The following is a 20,200-nucleotide window of genomic DNA, read 5'->3' on the forward strand; positions in this document are numbered from 1 at the left end:
ATAAAAATGTTATAAACATGAGGAGGTTATTTATACTTGGTATTATAGTATATTCCGTATTGTCAGGAAATGCAGGAAATATAAGTAAGGAGTATGAATTATGGTATAATAGGCCTGCATTCAATCGCGGAGCAGATTATAATAAAGTTATGTCTCGTGGTTTTCCTTTCGATGAAGACTGGGAACGTTGGTCTTTGCCAATAGGAAACGGTTATATGGGGGCAAATATATTTGGCAGGACTGACACAGAGAGAATACAGTTGTCTGAAAAGACACTAGCAAACAGAGGATGTTATGGTGGGGGAGGATTTACCAATTTTGCGGAAATATATCTGGATTTTTATCATAATCAGACAAAAAACTATAAACGTACTCTTTCTCTTAATGATGCAGTCTCTACTGTAAGCTATGAATATAGAGGAGTGAAATATTCACGAGAGTATTTTGCCAATTATCCTTCGAATGTTATTGCGATAAAGTTAAAATCGGATAAATCAGGCGGTCTTTCATTTAATGTTCGTCCGATGATTCCTTATCTTAATCCAGGACGAGTTGGAGATAATCGTACCGGAAAAGTGAATGCAGAAGGGAATCTGATTACTCTTTCAGGTAACATGGAGTTTTTTGATCTGGATTACGAGGCACAGCTAAAAGTAATAAACTACGGAGGAAAACTGGAAACATTTAATGATGAAAATGGTGATAATGGAAGTATCCGTGTAAGTAAGGCAGATAGTGCTGTTATATTTTTGACCGCCGGAACATCCTATCAGTTGGAAGAAAAAGTATTCCTGTCAAATGGTGTTGATAAGTGTAAGGGTAATCCACATCCGCATGATGCTGTGACAAAGCGTATTTCTGCTGCAGCTGAGAAGGGTTATGACAATCTGAAAAAAGAACATATATCGGATTATCAATATTTCTTCAACAGGGTTGACTTGTCACTCACAGATAATATCCCTGATATACCAACAGATATGTTGTTAGAAAAATACAAGCAAGGGGAACATAGTGCATATCTTGAGGAGCTCTATTTCCAGTTTGGACGCTATATGTTGATTTCCACTTCACGCTACGGTTCTTTGCCACCTAACCTTCAGGGAGGATGGACACAGTATGATTATAGTCCGTGGTCAGGAGGATATTGGCATAACATAAATGTACAAATGAATTATTGGCCTGTGTTTAATACAAATTTAGCTGAATTGTTTACTCCGTTTGTCTGCTATAATGAGACTTATAGGAAAGCTGCCGAACAGAAAGCTATTGATTATATCAAGAAGAATAATCCTGATGCATTGAGTAGAGAAAAAGGAGGAAATGGTTGGACTATCGGTACTGGAGCTACTGCATATAGCATAAGTGCTCCGGGTGGACATTCCGGGCCAGGAACCGGTGGATTCACCACTAAGTTGTATTGGGATTACTATGATTTTACTCGCGATAGATCCATACTTGAGGAACATGTATATCCAGCTTTGGAAGGAATGGCAAAGTTCTTGTCAAAGACTTTAAAACCGGATGGAGAAGGACATCTTTTGGCTGATCCGTCTTCTTCTCCAGAGAATCAACATAAAGGAGTACATTATCAGACAAAGGGTTGTACGTTCGATCAAGGTATGATATGGGAAAATTTCAATGATTTTCTTAATGCTGCAAGCATCTTAAGGAAACGTTCTCCTTTCCTTAAAACAGTAAAAGGACAGATGGAGAAACTGGATCCTGTTTTAATTGGAGAATCGGGACAGTTGAAAGAGTATCGTGAAGAAACCACATACGGAAGTATCGGTGATCCACACCACAGACACATCTCACACTTATGTTTGTTGTATCCTGGTACTCTAATCAATGGAACCACTCCGGAATGGCTTGAGGCTGCCCGTGTAGCGTTGAAGGGGCGAGGTAATATTTCCAGCATTTGGGTAGGTTGGCCTGTAGCCCACAGAATGAATGCATGGGCACGACTGAAAGATGGAGATGCCTCTTATGATTGTTATCAAACTTTGTTAAAGAAAGGAGTTATGGAGAATCTTTGGGGACTATGTCCACCGTTCCAGATAGACAGTAACTTTGGTGGTACGGCTGGTGTGGCAGAAATGCTTCTTCAAAGTCATGAGGGATATATATCAATTCTGCCGGCATTGCCTTCGGCATGGAGTAAAGGTAAATATTCAGGTTTAGTGGCCAGAGGAAATTTTGAAGTTTCTGTTGAATGGGAAAACAATAAGGCAATAGATATAGAAATAAATTCCAGAAGTGGAGAAGTTTGTAGAATCAATTATTATAATATCGGATCTTTTGTCTTGAAAGACAATGATGAAAAATACATTGATTTCAAGAAAATAGGAAATGATATTATAGAGTTTAAAACTATAAAGGGAAAGGTTTATCATTTATCTATTGATGATAAATAGAATCTTTATAGTTCCTTTAATTCTTATTGTCGTGTTTTTCTGCGGCAATAAGAATTATTTTTTTAGATAATAACGGTTTAATATTTAAAAGCTTCAGTGTATTGATATTTTTATTAATATTGCATATTGTTTCATGCGTAATTGCATGGAATGTTATGACTTTGAATTGATTAATGAAAAATTCAATATATGAAGAACTGTAAAAATATGGACCTTCAGGAATATAAAAAAAGGGGAATATTATTCGTTATATTCTGTATATTTCTACAATGTGTATTGTTTGCTCAAAATATTAATTTTAGACATCTGGGAGTAAAAGAAGGACTCTCACAAGTATCTGTAATGTCGATAATTAGTGACAATCTTGGGCAAATGTGGTTTGCTACACGCCACGGACTTAATGTATATAATGGTAATGAAATCAGGCCTCTTTTAATGAATACGGATGAAGGGAAAAGAGGATTTGAACGTACTAGGTTATTATGTACTGATAATAAAGAACATATATATTTCTTAAGCGACGAAGAACTTGTTTCGTTCAATCAACGTTTTGAAACATTCAAATCCTTAGGTAAGGATATCATGGCAATTAATTTCTGTAATGATACTTTGTGGGCTTGCCGTGGATTTGATGTACTGTTTTATAATAAGTCTACGGACAAACTGGAATTATATAAACAAATAGATAAAAAGGGTCAGAATGAGACTGTGGTAACATCTGTATATGCTGATAGAAAAGGAAATGTTTATGTCGGTTCTGAGAGAAATCTGTATAAAATTGATAAAGATAAGAATGTACAGGTGGTTTTATCTGATTTAGAAATAAAACATATTTTTGAAGACAATAATTCATTGTTGTGGATTTCAACAGGTAATAATGGATTATATGTTCTGAATGATTCGAATGTCGTAAAACATTTCATGACAGATAAGTACAATCCTAAAACTATATTTTCTAATAATATACGTTGTGTTACTCAGGATAAATATGGCAATATGTGGATTGGATCTAATAAAGGTTTAAGCATGTTTTCCAGAGATACTGAAACTTTCGTTAATTATGCACCGGATAAATCTTCTGTTTCGTTATCGCATAATTCTATTGTTTCAATTTTCTGTGACGCCCAGGGTACAATATGGATAGGTTCTTTTATTGGAGGTGTCGACTATTTTAATCCAATGGACCAGATATTTACAAATATCAATATAAATGACAATGTCGATAAATATTTTACAATAAACAAGATTTGTCCTGTTAACAAAAATGAATTACTGATATCATCGTCAAGAGGGTTATATAAATATGATAAATCAAATGGTCTGTTGTCAAAGATAGATATACCAGGAAATGGAAGTATAGCTTCTTTTGCCTATGATACAGTGAATGGTAAGATTTACTGTAGGACATATTATTCCGGTATATATGTTTATGATGTTAAGAAAAGGATTGTAACAGAAGAGAAGATTGCTTTGGAAGGAGAAATCTCGTTTGGTAATCTTATCTTGGACATGGCTTATTCTGAAAATAATCTTTATGTTGCAACAAATAAAGGTTTTGTATGTTATGATATCATCAGACATGCCTACAAACCTTTCCTTTCTGATTTACAACTGTCCACATCTACTCCTTCAGTAATGACTATTGACAGTAGACATCGGTTGTGGATAAGTTTTCTAAGTGCAAAGATTCTTGAATTTGATTTGAATTCCGGTAAAACTCTGTCTCATGATGAACTTCTTCCTATTAATGAATTAGAGCAGGCAACGAGGGTTTATAATATTATTGAAGATAGTAAGGAACGTATTTGGGCTATAACATCAGGTAGGGGATTGTATTTGTATAATGAAACGACCAAAAAGTTTGAAAAGTTTGTTGATTCTTCTGATGATATAACATTAGAGCATGCATTGAATATTCAGGAAATGCCTGATGGCCAGCTTTCTATTTTAACCAGCCAGGGGATTACCTTCCTTAATATAGAAAGTAGAACTTTTACTCATTTGAGTAATGAACGTTTTGCTATGGATAGGGTTATAAACGAAGGATGCGGCTATTATGTTGATGATAACTATAATATCATGGTAGGTACACTAAATGGTGGAATAATGTTTAATTATCATGATATTGCTAAAGTTTCAGTCTCTGACAGACTGATTTTCTCAAGATTATTTGTTGATTCTGAAGAAATTATACCGTCAGAAAAAGGTATTATCAGCGAAGCATTGCCATATATATCTGAGGTAAATTTGAAGAGTGGTTATCGCAGTTTTGATGTTGAGGTTTCGAATCTTGATTTCTTGAAATCGGGTAATGAACGTATAGTATATATGCTTGAAGGTTTTGATAAGACTTGGAGTTTAAGCGACAAAAATAATATACATTATACGAATATTACTCCTGGAAAATATGTGTTAAGAGTAAAAGCTGAATATGATACTTCTGAACAGTCGGAAATGATAAGTTTACCTATTATTGTTCATCCACCTTTTTATGCAACAATATGGGCAATAATCATTTATATTGTTATTATAGCTACTATAATATTCTTTTCTTTTAGAATATACGACTCTAAAAGAAGGCTTAGACTTGAGCTTAAATATGAACAGATAGAAAAAAATAGAATTGAAAGTATAAATAATGAACGTATAAAATTCTATATAAATTTATCGCATGAACTTCTCACTCCTGTGAGTTTGATTATGGCACAGATAGAAATGTTGGTTAGAGACTACAAGGATTTGAATGGCAATCTGAAGCAAAGCATAAACCGGATATATAAGAATGCCGATACATTACATCTGCTGATAAAAGAAATATTAAATTTCAGGAAAAAAGAATACTCCAATAAAGATCTGAAGATTTCTCAATATAATATTATTCCCATACTGGAAGATGTAATGGATTCATTCCGTGATAAAGCACGTCTTTCAGGTATATCCTTTGATTTGATAAAAGAGTCTCAGGAAATTTTATTGTTCGTTGATAAGGAAGAATTTAAGAAAGTACTTTCCAACTTATTGTCTAACGCTTTCAAGTATACTCCGACAGGAGGTAGTATTTGTGTTTCGTGTCGTTCTCGTCAGAAGAAAGTATTCATTGATGTTTCAGATACAGGCACGGGAATACCTTCGGATAAGATAGATAAGATTTTTGAGCGTTTCTATCAGGCTGACGAAGGTGGAACTAATGAAGGATTTGGTATAGGCCTGTCTTATGTAAAGGATGTAATGGAACAACATGACGGAATGGTTTCTGTGAAAAACAATATATCAGGAGGTTGTACATTTACATTAGAATTTAAAGAAGGATACGGACATATACACCAGCTGGAGAACAAAGAAGATGATATTAGTGATTCTTTTAGTGTCGTCTCAGAGCAGGTAGATTTAAAGCATACGGGTGATGATGAAGATATAAAAGACTATACTATTCTGATAGTAGAGGATAATGAAGAAATGTTGAATCTTCTGATTTCAGCATTCAAACCGATTTATAATGTCCATTATTCCTCTGATGTGGATGAGGCTTTGGCTTTGCTTAAATCTTGCGTTCCGGATATCATATTGTCTGACGTTATGTTGGGCAATGTCTCAGGTATAGAGTTCTGTTCAATGGTAAAACGAAATTATGAAACATGTCACATTCCGTTTGTCTTGCTTACGGCATTGGATATGGAAGAGAATTATATTGCTGGTTTCCAGAATGGTGCGGATGATTATATCACCAAACCTTTCAAGGTAAATTCTCTCATAATGAAGTGTAATAGTCTTATTAATAATAGGAAAATACTACAAAATAAGTATATGACCAGTGGTAATTATGATTCCAGAATAGTGGCTACTAATGAGAGTGACATGCAGTTTGTAAAGAAAGCAGAGACAATAATTGACAATAATCTGGATAATCCTGAATTTGGAATAGATGAACTGTCCAAGGAATTGGCAATGAGCAGAGCTAAACTGTATTCAAAAATCAAGGAAGTTACCGGAATGACAGCCAAAGAATTCATTCTTAATATAAAATTGAAGAAGGCTGAATATTATCTGGTCAATAATGAAGATATGCTGATTTCTGATATTGCATATAAGTTGGGATTTAATTCTTCAAGGATATTTAGTCAGGCATTTAAGGATATGTATGGGGAAACGCCGGTTAATTATAGAAAAAAGAAAACTACAAAAGCATAGTTCGATTATATGTGCTTTTTGTATAAAATATATGTTATAATTGTCTATTATATAACTTCTGGATTTCATTTAAATTATTGCATATTAGTTTATGTTGGTATTTTATTATTATTGCATAGTTTATACAAGCATATATCAATTTAATTATGAGAAATTTTAAGGCAATAAATTTATTACTATTATCCGCATTACCATTTTTCAGTGTTAATGCGAAAAAAGGTTATCCGGAACGCAACGGAGTAAATGACTTGTATGAGAAATTCCAGACTCCTCCTGAAGGTTATGGTGAAGTACCATTCTATTGGTGGCAGGCTGATACTCTTACTAAAGAGCGCCTTTCATGGCAACTTGACGAGTTGTCAAAGAAGAAGATTTCCAGTCTTCAGATAAACTATTCCCATACAGATGACAGAAAAGGATACTTTTGGGGTAGCAGTCTGAAATCGCAACCGGTACAGTTCTCGGAAGAGTGGTGGAGTCTGTTTGGATGGTTCATGGAAGAGGCTGCCAAACGCAATATGACAGTATCTGTCAGTGATTATACTTTGGGCATTGGTCAGGGTTATGCCCTTGATGAGGTTCGTTCGTTACATCCCGATATAACAGCTTCGCAACTGGTAATAGAAAAATATGATGTCACTAATGGTAGTCTGTCAATGACAATAAAAGATAATCTTGTCTCCGTAGTTGCTTTCAGGAAAGACAATCCTGAGGAGTTTGTAGATCTTACAGGGCATGTGTCCTCGTCAGTTCTGAAGTGGAATAGTAATGTCAAAGAATGGACTGTTGTCGCAACATATTCAGTGTCGCAAGAGCGGTCATACAATCCTATGCATCCACTTTCCGGCAAGGAGTATGTAAGATGTTTTTTCCAGCGTTTTGAAGATAAGTTTCCTGAGACATCAAAGGGAAATCTGAATTTCTTTTTTTCAGATGAGTTGAATTTTAATTTGAAGGGAATTGCATGGGATGAAAGGTTCTCCAGGGAGTTCCTCAAGCGTAAGGGATATGATATACGTCCATATCTTGCAGCCCTAAAAATGGATATAGGAAAAATAACTTCAAAGATACGTATGGATTATAATGATGTTTTTACATCTTTGTCTGAAGAAAATTTCTTCATACCTGTATATAATTGGCATGCGGAGCGGAATCTGATTTACGGTTGCGACCATGGAGGCCGTGGAAGACAGGTAGACGAGTTTGGAGACTATTTCCGTACCCAGCGCTGGAACCAGGGTCCTGGCTCTGACCAACCCCGTCTTGGTAAAAATATAATCAAGGCTAAGGTTGCAGCTTCCATAGCCCATCTTTACGAACGTCCGCGAGTATGGCTTGAGGGTTTCTATTCAAGCGGTTGGGGAACCACTTCTGCCGCTCTTATGGACGCAATATATGCCAATTATGCCATGGGATATAATCTGCTAAGCCTTCACGGACTTTATTATGCCACTCCCGGCTCGATGTGGGAATGGGCTCCTCCATGCAATCACTTCCGGATGCCTTATTGGGAAACTATGGATAAGAATCTCGAAATAACGGAAAGATTAAGCTATCTGTTTTCTCAGGGATATCACCAGTGTGATGTAGGAATATTATATCCTGTCGAGCCTAAAGTGTCAGGCTATATGAACACATCATCGGATATAGCATTTAAAGCCGGCGAGAAACTTTACAGTAATGGAATAGATTTTGACTATATAGATTATAGTTCACTTCAGAATGCTGTCATAGATAATGGTGAACTTAAAATTGCGGGTGAGTCCTATAAAGCCATAATCATACCTTCAATGTCGGCAATTAAGGATTCGTCTTTGTGTAAGCTTATAGAATTCTCCCAAAAAGACGGGATATTGATAAATATAGGTTCATTACCTGAAGCGACTGATGCATACGGCAAAGATTCTTCTTATGTAGGCGGTCTGGTGTCACAGATGACTTCAGGAGATAATTATTATTCAACGGATTCTACTGACTCTCTATTGTGCATTCTTGATGGAAAATTTGCAAGAGACTTCCGTGTCATTGACGCAAAGAATAAACTTATGCCATATATCAATCACCGTAAGATAGACAACCTTGAAATATATGGAGTCTATAATGTCGAAAAAGGGGAAAAATGTTTCTTCCGTGAGAAAGGTGACGTTGAACTATGGGATGTATTGGATGGAAAGAAGTATCGGCTGTCTGATACGGAACAAACAGAAAACGGAACAATCGTAAGAATGCCGTATGGCAAATCATCTTTTCAGATAATTGTATTTACTCCTGAAAGTGACGCTCCTGTTTATAAAGAATCCGGGAATATAATTCGTACCGTAAAATTGAAGAACGAGTGGGAGTGCGAGATATTGCCTGTTCTGGATAATCGTTTTGGTGATTTCCATTATCCGGGAACAAATGAGAAGATATTGCCCGAAATACGTCATTATCAATATCTGTTGACAGACCAAAAGAGTCTTGATCTGAAAAATGTTAATGACAGTGAATGGAGTGAAGTGATCTATACTTATGGTATGGAATTTATGTCCAGCGGTGCTACCGATGAGATATTGACAGATGAATATCTGTCGCAAATGCAATACGCACCTGCCGGATGGAAACCTTATGAGTATTCACGCAAATGGGGTGTATATGGTGATGCAGGCCATCAAGGTTATCATGGCTTGAAGATGGAGATGAATCCGGAAGTAATAAGATTGGGAAATCTCAAGCGCGAATCAACGAACACCAGAAGAACAGAAGAGAAGGCAGGACATAATTATTATTTGTACACTACTGTGAAAGCACCTTATACCGGTGAATATACTATTCTTACAGGTAAAGTGAAACCTTCCAAGTGTTTTGTAAATGGTAACAAAGTAACAACAGAAAATAATGTATTCCTTAATAAAGGAATAAACAGGGTAGTGCTTTATTATGATACTCCGTGTGTCACTTATTTCTTTATCCGTAATAATGAAAAATTCGGAGCATCAGTATCAGACAGGTTGACACTGTGCTGGTATAACGATTCTTCCATATTACCATTCGATCCATATCCGGAAGATTATAAATATGGCTGGTATCGTTTTGAGTCTGCTCCCGGTCTAAAAGAATTTTCGGTAGGAATTAATGGTGAATCTAAGGTATGGGTTGATGGAGAACCAGTAAAGACGAAAATAAAAGATGGAAACATTTGTGTTTCATTAAAAGAAGACAAAACATCTCCTTCTAATGTGTTGATCCGTGTGAAACATGATTTTGGATTTAAAGGGGGAGCAACCATTACTACAGAGCTTAAACAGATAACCGGTATTGGTCTTATTGAAACCGGAGATTGGGGTAAAACGGACGGATTACGAAATTACTCCGGAGGAATAAAATATATTCAGAAGGTTGACCTGAATAATAATGGCAATGAAAGGATAATTCTTAAACTGTCAGATGTATCCTCTTCCGTAAAACTGTCCGTTAATGGTAAAGATGTAGGCGTAAGAGTTTCTCCCGAATGGGAATTTGATATATCAGACTATGTGGTCAGTGGTGAGAATAAGATTGAATTAGTTGTATACAATACAGCCGCAAACCATTATGAAACCATACCTACTCCGTATGTGAAATATACTGAGTCTGGAATATTAGGTGATGTTTATATCGAGTATAAAGACTGATTCTTAATTAAGGCTCTAAAGATTAATATTTTATTCAGATGTGTTTATTAAACTGTGTCGGTTATAAATGGACTGACACAGTTTTTTTATTTCAGTGATGTCTGAAATCAATATTAGGTAGTAATATAATAATTGTTTGGGGAATAAATTCCGGATATGTAGTTTTTGTCTAAGATATATGTGCGATTTGTATACGAGATGATATTCTACTATGATATAAATTAATCGACGTTACTTTATATATGTCTTGCTGTATTTTTGTTGTAGTGAAATTAAATCCTAGGTTTTCATGTTAACATTTTTGATAATCTATTATTCTTTTATTAATTAATAATATTATGAAACATGACTTTTATTTAAAAGGGAAATTTAGGAGGATTACTCCTCTTATTGCAGCAGGTTTGCTGACATGTCTCAATCCCGGTATTGAGGTTTTCGCGGTAACAGGCTTGAGTGATAATCTAAGTATTAATCAAGACCGGAAAATTACAGGACGAGTGACTGACTCTAATGGTAACCCTTTAATAGGTGTAAACATTTCTATTGTAAATCAATCAGGTGGAACTATTTCGGATGTTGATGGTAATTATTTTATTGAAGCATCGAATGGTGATAAATTGAAATTTACTTATATAGGATATAAAGAACAGATTATCACAGTTGGTGCAAATAATGTCATCAATGTTAGAATGTTAGAGGATAGTGAAACATTGGATGAAGTCGTAGTTGTTGGTTATGGTGTACAAAAGAAAGTGAACTTATCAGGTTCGGTCTCTGCAATAGACGGTGAACAAATATCTACAAAAGCTTCAAGTAATATAATGTCAGCATTGCAGGGTGAATTACCAGGAGTTACTATTACTAGAGGCGGAGGAAAGCCTGGTGGTGAAACATCTGGTTTGCAGATTCGTGGTTATTCTTCTGTAAATTCAACATCAACCCTAGTTCTTATTGATGGTGTTGAGGGTGATATGAATATGCTTAATCCTAATGACATAGAATCTATATCTGTATTGAAAGATGCAGCTTCTTGTGCGATATATGGTGCCAGAGCAGCAGCGGGTGTTATTTTGATAACAACCAAAAAAGGTGTAGAAGGGAAGCCAGTAGTTTCTTATAATGGGTATGTTTCATTTTTAACTCCTGGAAACTTACCTGAGCGATTACCAGCATGGGAGGATCAGTTTTTTATTGACCAGAGTCGTCTGAATGCTCAAGGAAATACAGAGTGGACTGCAGAAAAGTCATCATGGACTGGTAATCCTAATTTTAATTATCGTCCGTTAAGTAATGGACGATGGGATTATTTTGGCTCCACAAATTGGGTTGATGAGTCTATAAAAGATGTTACATTGCAGCAAAGTCATTCCGTGTCAGTGCGCGGTGGAAGTAAATCAACCAATTATAGCCTTTCCGGTAATTTCTATACGAAAGATGGTCTTTTGAAATATGGTCCAGATGGTAATGAAAGGTATAATATTCATCTTAATATGAATACAAGGATGAATAAATATGTTGATTTGGGTCTTGATTTTCAATATCAATCTTCTACTACCGAACAACCATCAGTTGGTTCTGAGACTGTATTGTCTGCAGCTTTTACCAACCGTTCAAGACAACCGGTTTATGTGCCGGAAGGCGATGAAAGCGGTAGTATTTTTAATGGAGATTTGGTAACCCCTATGAATCCAGTAGATGTTATGCAAAATGGAGGATACGATGAATCTACATTAACTTCATACAGAGGTAAGATTGGTTTGACCATCAAAGATCTCGTAAAAGGTTTACGTATAAATTTAAATGCTTCAAGAAGAGCGGGATATTATTCAAGAGACATATTGAAAAGAACTATTGTTTGGTATGATCGTTTTGGAAATGGAATCCGTAATCAATTGAATAATCCGAATTCTTTACAGAGAGAAAGATATAATGATTTTCATGATTTGTTTGAGGCAACCATTAATTATACGTTTGAGTTGGATGGAAAACATGACTTTTCATTGTTAGGAGGTACTTCTTATGAGAATTACAAGAAAAATCAAATGTCTGCTACAGCAACTGACATGAATTCAAATGATTTCTTTACATTTAATGCTTACGACACTTCACTGGCTTCCAATACAGTAATATCTGATAATATATCTCCTTGGGCAATGATGTCTTATTTTGGTCGTATAAATTATAGCTTCAAAGATAGATATTTGTTGGAGATGAATGTTCGTTACGATGGTAGTTCTCGTTTGGCTCCTGAACGTCGTTGGAGAGCTTTCCCTTCAGTCTCTGCTGCATGGCGTTTAAGTGAGGAATCATGGTTTGGTCTGGATTTTGTTGATAACCTGAAAATTAGAGCCTCATGGGGACAGTTAGGAAATGGTGCCGTACTTGGTTTGTATGATTATATTCCTATGCTGAATAGTGGAAATTATTTATCTGAAAAGTTTTATTATCAGTCAACTTTGGCCTCTATTGATAAAACATGGGAAATCATAGAAACCACAAACATAGGTTTAGATTGGGGATTCTTTAATAATAGACTGACAGGAAGTTTTGATTATTATTGGAAATATAATAATGATATGTTGTCTAATTTACAGTTACCAAGTCAGATAGGTGTTGGTGTCCCTAAATTAAATGTCGGTCGACTGAAAACTTGGGGTTGGGACTTTAATATTGGTTGGAAAGACAAGATTAAGGATTTCAGTTATCAAGTAAGTTTCAATATTTCGGATAGCGATAATAAACTTCTAGAATATGATGGTGCGAATGTCGTTGGTGAAGGTCTGGTACAATTATTGGAAGGATATCCTATTAATACTATTTGGGGATATAAGACAGATGGCTTCTGGAGTAGTCGTGATGAATATTTACAATATAAAGAGGCTAATCCAGGTTATGAATCTTTCAATGATGGAAAAATTGACGGTGGAGATATTAAATATGTTGTACAAGGCAATCCGGATCATGTGATTGGAGTCGGTGATGCTACACCTGAAAATCCTGGTGATTTGGTTAATTTGGGTAGTGATACACCACATTATCTGTATGGAGTAAATTTGTCTGCCCAGTGGAAAGGATTTGATTTCTCAATGATGTTCCAAGGTGTAGGTCAACGTTCCGTTTTGGTAGATTTGGGATACTTGATTCCATTTTCTTTTGATAGTAGATTGCCATTTACAATTCATCGTGATTATTGGACGCCTGATAATCCTGATGCTTATTTTCCTCGTATATATGCTTATAAGAATAATGACTTTAACTGGAAACCTAGTGATCGTTGGATTCAGAATGGAGCATATTGCAGGTTAAAGAATATTACTTTGGGATATACCATTCCACATGTAAGTAAATACCTTAATCAGTTAAGGATTTATGTGACAGGCGAAGATGTTTGGGAACATTCTAATATGCTTTCAATTTTTGATCCTGAATCCAAAAATAAATCAAGTATGGGAAACCAGTATCCGTTCTTTAGAAGCTGGAGTTTAGGATTTAATATAACCTTTTAAAATTTAAGAATATGATTAGAAATATTATTTTATTATTTGTATTACTTCCTTTATTAGGATCATGTGATCTGGATAGATTTCCAGAAACAGATTTGACTGATGCCGGATATTGGAAATCTGAGACTGATTTGCGAAATGCATGTAATAAATTATATGCAGACCTACCTGGCTTTGATAGAACTGAGGCTGATTTCCGTTCTGATGAGTTAGTGGGTACAAGTCAAAATGCAACATCCAGTGGTAACTGGACAATTCCTGGAAAGTCCTCTGACTGGTCTAGTCCGTACAATAAAATTGCTGTGTGTAACAATATAATTACTAAAGCTGTTAACACTCCTGTTGATGAGGATATAATAAACCGTTGGATAGCAGAGGCTTGTTTCTTTCGTGCTTACCATTATTTTGATTTGGTGAAAAAATATGGTGATGTGCCTTTGATTCTGAAATTTTTTAACACGACTTCAGACCCTGAAATCACCAAAGGACGTGATTCAAGAGAAGTAGTTATTCAACAATGTTATAAAGACTTGGAATTTGCTTATACTTGGCTTCCTGAGATTGATGAATTGAAGAGTGAATCAGACTGGGGCAGAGTCTCAAAATCTGCAGCTCTTGCGATGATTGTTAGAATTGGTTTGTATGAAGGAACACATAAAAAGTATCATCAGACAGTTGGGGGTGATTATAAAGAACATTTAAAGAAGGCTATTGACGCTGCTGAGATTATGATTTATAATAATCCAAAACATGATTTATATCCTGATTTTACAAATTTATTCCAATATGCAGGAGAAGGTTCAGGAAATCTGGAAAGTGTCTTTGTTAAAATTTATCAATATCCTTCTTTTAAAAATAATAGAAAGGTTACTGATACTTATGTGACAAGGAGTATGTTGGATAATTTTTTATATATTGATGGTTTACCCAAAAATAAAACTTTATATAGAGTTTATCCTGAATTGAAAATTATGGATGCTCTTGGTAATCGTGACCCAAGAGTGTGCTTGACATTACGTCTTCCTGGTGAACAGGGTAGTGAAGAGATTGGTAATAACTTTTTATCTCCATATAGACCTTTTAAAACAGATGAAGTTTCAGGTTTTGGGTATGCGATAAAAAAAGGTTATATCAGAAAAGAGGCTGATTTGTTGCGTGATTGTGATTGTATTATTATTCGTTTTGCTGAAGTTTTGGTTTCTTATGCAGAAGCACTATATGAATATAATGGAAGTATAACGGATGATAAATTAGATGATACGATAAATCGTTTAAGGAATCGTGTAGGGTTTAATGTTAGACTGACAAATGATTTTGTTACATCTAACCAACTTAATATGCTTGAGGAAATTCGTCGTGAACGAATGATAGAATTTATTAATGAAGGGTTACACTATGATGATATAATTCGTTGGAAAACTGCTGAGAAAGTTTTACCACAGGCGGTTGTCGGGCTTATCTACAATTATGAAGATACAGGTTGTACTATACCTCGTGATAATATAAAGGATCGTTTGACTGACGAAAATGGATTTTATAAAGGTGTTAAAGTATATGATCAAGGTGAAATGTATGTGATAGAAGAAGCTTCTTCACGTAGCTTTGATGTTAATAAGGATTATTTGTATCCTATACCTACTTTCGAAATTTCTTCTTCTGAAGGACGTATAGAACAGAATCCGGGTTGGAAATAATTTAATGAATAGGACTTATGAAAACAATTGTAATAAAATTATTTAGCTTTTTGGCTTTATTAGGTATGTTCACTTCATGTAATGATGAATGGGGAAATGATAATCCCGAAATGGAACATATTTATTATTATGGTTTAGGAAATGAAAGTTTTCCAGGTGGAAATGAATTAAAGTATACAGTTCAACAAGGTAGTATAATTGCAATACCTACATACTTTTTCAGCGTTTTTAATAGGCCATATAGTCCTGAGGTTTATTATTATACATCTACTGTCCCTAACTCGGATCCTCAATTGGTATGTGGCGAGGATTATGTAGTAGTAGATAGTAATGGCAATACGTTAACTCCAGGCTCAGACGGTGCATATAAAATGATTTGGCCTAATGCTGTTGGAGGTTCTCAGAATGTGTATATTAAGGCTTTAAATGGTCAGAAAGGCTTCTTACGTGTATTGACGTTCGATCCGAACAAGACAATTGTTGCTACAGATGTAAGCTCTACAACTATAATAAAAACCGAAGAATATGAGGTTAGGGCATTTACTGAAAACTATTATGTAACTGTTGAAATAAAATAACAGATTTGTTTTAATGAGTAAAAATACCATATATCAAGTTAGAACCTTTTTATTAGGATAAGGTTCTAATTTGATATGGTGAGCTTTGATTCTTTATTTATGAGAAAAATTTTAGTTTATAATCTTATTTTTCTAATATTATCAACTTCTTGTACAACTGGTAATGTAAATGGTGACATACATAGTCTCGTAAATAGTACAATTGATATTGCAGAAGAACAATATGAGAAACTTGCTTCCAAAGCGTTGCAATACAATAATAGCTTGCCAAAAACATACGAGAATGATACTGTGGTTATGGCAACATCGGCGTGGTGGACAAGTGGCTTTGTACCTGGAACGTTGTGGTATCTTTATGAATCGGGGGAAAATAATATGATTAAAGATTACGCAATAAAATTATCACAGAGGGTTGAAGATCAGAAATTTACGACAGACAATCATGATGTCGGTTTCATGATATACTGCCCGTTTGGCAATGCATACAGGATGGAGCCACAGAAAAAATATAGGGACATAATAATAGAAGCTTCAAAATCATTGTCTAAGAGATATAATCCTAAAGTAGGTTTGATTCGTTCATGGGATTTTAATGCGGACAGGTGGCAGTATCCTGTTATCATAGATAATATGATGAACTTGGAGATGCTTTGTGCTGCTACGCAGATGACGAACGACAGTACTTATATAAAGATTGCAATCAGCCATGCTGACAAGACAATGGAAAACCATTTCAGAGATAATATGAGTTGTTATCATGTGGTGTCATACGATACGATTACAGGCAAACCTCATGTAAAACAGACATGGCAGGGATGTTCTGACGAGAGTGAATGGTCAAGAGGACAGGCTTGGGCATTGTATGGATATACAATGATGTACAGAATGACCGGTTTTGAAAGGTATAAAAGACAGGCGGAAAAGGTTGCATCTTATTTACTAAATCATCCAAAGATGCCTGCAGATTATATCCCTTATTGGGATTTCTGTGATCCTGAAATCCCAAATTCACTTCGTGATGCGTCTGCTGCAGCTGTTATTTGTTCTGCATTGCTTGAATTGTCGCAATATGTACCACAGGATTTGTCGGAAAAATATATGCAAGTTGTTGAGAAACAGATTATGACACTTTGCAGTTCTGAATATCTTGCAAAAAAAGGTGAATTGGGTGGGTTTATACTTAAACATAGTGTTGGTTCTCTTCCTCATAAGTCTGAAGTTGATGTACCGTTAACTTATGCTGACTATTATTTTGTAGAGGCATTGTTGAGGTATAAGAGAATGAAGTCTGGTAATTAAAATTGAATGTTATGAAAAGAGGTAAAATATTCTGTCTGTTATTGTTTTTATGCTGTACGTTTTCAAGTAGTATTATTGCGCAAGGTATGTATTCGGATATTCAGTTATTCCGGGTAATGCGTCAGCTGAAGTCGAACGACAGTCTGATTGTTAAGGGATATAATCAATTGCATGAGGAGGCTGAGAAGGCATTGAAAGCCTCTTCTCATGCTTTGGCAGATTTTATGATACCAGGAAGGTATATTGATTCCTTAGCTCATGTACAAAATTCTAAAAGTTTGCAGACAGATGCTTTCAATGCGTATGTATGTGCATTGATGTATCGTTTGAATGGAGAAAAAAAGTATGCTTTAAAGGCAAGTGAATTGCTTAATGCATGGGCAAGAAAGAATAAACTTTTCTCTGAATTTGATGGCTCATTGGTTATGGCATATTCAGGAGCCGGACTTATGAATGCTGCATTACTGATGAAAAATGAAACTCTATGGGAAGAGAAAGATAAAGATTTATTCAGGAAATGGACAGAAAATGTATATAAGAAAGCAGGAGACAGCATTCGGCATAGAAAAAACAACTGGGCAGACTGGGGACGTTACGCCTCGCTTCTTTCAGCCTCTTTCTTGGATGACAAAGATGAGATTACTTATAATTGTAATTTAATAAAATCTGATATAAGTAAAAAGATAGCTAAGGATGGCTCTATGCCGGAAGAAATAGTACGTGGTGAGAATGGTTTGTGGTATACATATTTTTCTTTGGCCCCTATAACAGCATCAGCATGGGTTATTTATAATGAAACTGGCGAGAATCTATTTGAAATGGATTTTGACGGTGCCAGTATAAAGAAAGCACTTGATTATCTCTTGTATTATTCCATAAATCCGGATAAATGGCCTCATTGTAAAAAAGTCAATAAACCCGTTGAAGGTGGTTGGCCTTATAATTTGTTTGAGGCTATGAGTAAGGTATATGGTTATGATAATTATGCAGCTTATACTAGAGGAAAACAACCGGTAATTTACAGACGTCATCATTTTGCGTGGACTTTCCCTACATTGATGCCACCTGTATTGGATGCTGAAGGTTACGAAAAACTTTATGTATGGCTTACGCCAGAGAATCCATGGAAGAAGACACCTGAAGTTCATGTTAATGCAGATGAACTTTTTAAGTCAATATCAGAAGAACATCCACGACTTCTGGTGACTAAGGAACAGATGCAGAATGTCAGGGAAAGCTCTAGAAAAGATACTCTTTTGCAAAAATATATACGTGAAGTTATTGAAAATGCAGACAAGTATATAGATAATCCGGTACAGTCAAATACCAGACGTTGTCAGGATGAATTATTATGCCTTGGTTTTGCTTATCATTATACAGGTAATTTTTTATATAAAAATAAGGCTATCGATATAATAAAATATCTATGTAATAATGTGGTACTATGGGACTGGCAGCATTTTTTAGGTGCGGCTGAAGCTACCATGGCTGTAGCTTTTGGATATGATATTTTCTATGATGCACTTACATTCAAAGAAAGGAAGAACATTAGGAACTCTATAATCAAGAATGGGCTTTTGCCTGGAATGGGGGCTTACGATGGTGCACCATACGGATGGTTTACATACGTGCGTCATAACTGGAATATTGTATGTAATTCAGGAATGATGACAGGGGCATTGGCTATTGCAAAAGATGATGAGGATTCTGACTTTTATGCAAAGTATATAGTGCCAAAAGCGATTGAATCCATGTCACTGGCAATGAATGAATATGCTCCTGATGGTGCTTATCCTGAGGGACCCGGATATTGGGGATTTGCAACTTCACATGCTGTACTTGGCTTGGAAGTATTACAGAATGCGATAGGACATGACTATGGATTGTCTGATTTTGAGGGATTTGACAAAACATTCTATTATAACTGGTATATGACTGCTCCGAATGGCAATCTTATAAGTTATGCAGATTGTTATCCTGATTCGAAGAACAATCCTAATGGACTTATTTTATGGATGGCTCAACAGAATAATGATGCTGTTTTGGCAGGTAGAGAACATGCTTTGCTTAGTTTGACAGGAAAAAAGGCTTCTGTTTTTGATGTATTATTCTATCAAGCTCCTCAAAAAGTAACTCCTATATCCACAGACTGTTATTTCAGAGGACCGGTAGAGGTGGCCACTATGCGTACAGACTGGTCAGAGAATGCTGTTTTCGCGTCAATTAAGGCTGGTTATAATCAGGTGAATCATGGACATCTTGATCTTGGTGCATTCGAGTATTTTGCTTTAGGCGAAAAATGGTTCTACGATTTGGGAAGCGACAACTACTACCTTCCTGATTTCTTTGATATGAATGGAGAAAGGTGGCAGTATTTCAGAACACAGACTCAGAGTCATAATGTTCCAATGATAGACGATGCAGAACAGAATATTTATGGTAAATCACATTTTTCCAAATCTGTTATGAATAAGCCGGTTTCGATTGCGGAAATTGACTTGACAGATGTATATAGTCCATATTGTGATAATATGACCAGAACATTGACTATGAATAAAACTGATAAGACAGTTATAATCAATGACTCTTACAAGCTTAATAAAAAAGTAAAAGAAATTTCGTGGAGAGGAGTAACAGATGCAAAAGTTACGTTAAAGAATCGTAGAACTGCAATACTTGAGAAAAATGGTAAACATGTAGAGGTTACTATTCAGTCTCCTTCTGGGGCTTACTTCGAAATTGAATCAGCCGAACAGAGGAAACCACAGAAAAAAAATGAGGGGGTATATATTCTTAAGGCTGTAAAAAATAAGCCTTCAATGAATTTAGATATGAGACTGTTAATATCAGTAAAGTAATGAACTATTGTCT

8 protein-coding genes are annotated in these 20,200 nt (G+C 35.4%); all 8 read left to right on the forward strand.

The window, feature by feature from the left end:
- Positions 1-17 precede the first annotated feature (17 nt).
- The 8 genes from Q0486_RS08315 (at position 18) to Q0486_RS08350 (ending at position 20,187) form a co-directional block, all read left to right on the forward strand.
- The gene (locus Q0486_RS08315; protein WP_299232006.1) at positions 18-2,414 is read left to right on the forward strand and encodes a glycoside hydrolase family 95 protein; all 2,397 of its coding nucleotides are present in this window, start codon (positions 18-20) and stop codon (positions 2,412-2,414) included.
- A 189-nt stretch (positions 2,415-2,603) separates the two neighbouring features.
- Positions 2,604-6,602, forward strand: a complete 3,999-nt coding sequence (locus tag Q0486_RS08320; RefSeq protein WP_299232008.1) for a hybrid sensor histidine kinase/response regulator transcription factor — start codon at positions 2,604-2,606, stop codon at positions 6,600-6,602.
- Positions 6,603-6,748: 146 nt separating this feature from the next.
- A complete protein-coding gene (locus Q0486_RS08325) occupies positions 6,749-10,255 on the forward strand; it encodes a glycosyl hydrolase (protein WP_299232009.1) in 3,507 nt (1,168 codons plus the stop codon).
- 338 nt (positions 10,256-10,593) lie between these two features.
- Entirely contained in the window at positions 10,594-13,761 is a 3,168-nt protein-coding gene (locus Q0486_RS08330; RefSeq protein WP_299232010.1) for a TonB-dependent receptor, read from the forward strand.
- Between the two features lie 11 nt (positions 13,762-13,772).
- Complete coding sequence (locus Q0486_RS08335; RefSeq protein WP_299232011.1) at positions 13,773-15,452, forward strand: RagB/SusD family nutrient uptake outer membrane protein; 1,680 nt, start codon at positions 13,773-13,775, stop codon at positions 15,450-15,452.
- Positions 15,453-15,502: 50 nt separating this feature from the next.
- On the forward strand, positions 15,503-16,030 hold the full coding sequence (locus Q0486_RS08340; protein ID WP_299232012.1) for a hypothetical protein: 528 nt from the start codon (positions 15,503-15,505) through the stop codon (positions 16,028-16,030).
- Between the two features lie 99 nt (positions 16,031-16,129).
- Entirely contained in the window at positions 16,130-17,329 is a 1,200-nt protein-coding gene (locus tag Q0486_RS08345) for a glycoside hydrolase family 88 protein (RefSeq protein WP_299232014.1), read from the forward strand.
- An 11-nt stretch (positions 17,330-17,340) separates the two neighbouring features.
- Positions 17,341-20,187 (forward strand): alginate lyase family protein, encoded by a 2,847-nt coding sequence (locus tag Q0486_RS08350; protein ID WP_299232017.1) that lies wholly within the window; start codon positions 17,341-17,343, stop codon positions 20,185-20,187.
- Positions 20,188-20,200 lie beyond the last annotated feature (13 nt).

Source organism: uncultured Bacteroides sp. (assembly GCF_937912035.1).
GTDB lineage: Bacteria > Bacteroidota > Bacteroidia > Bacteroidales > Bacteroidaceae > Phocaeicola.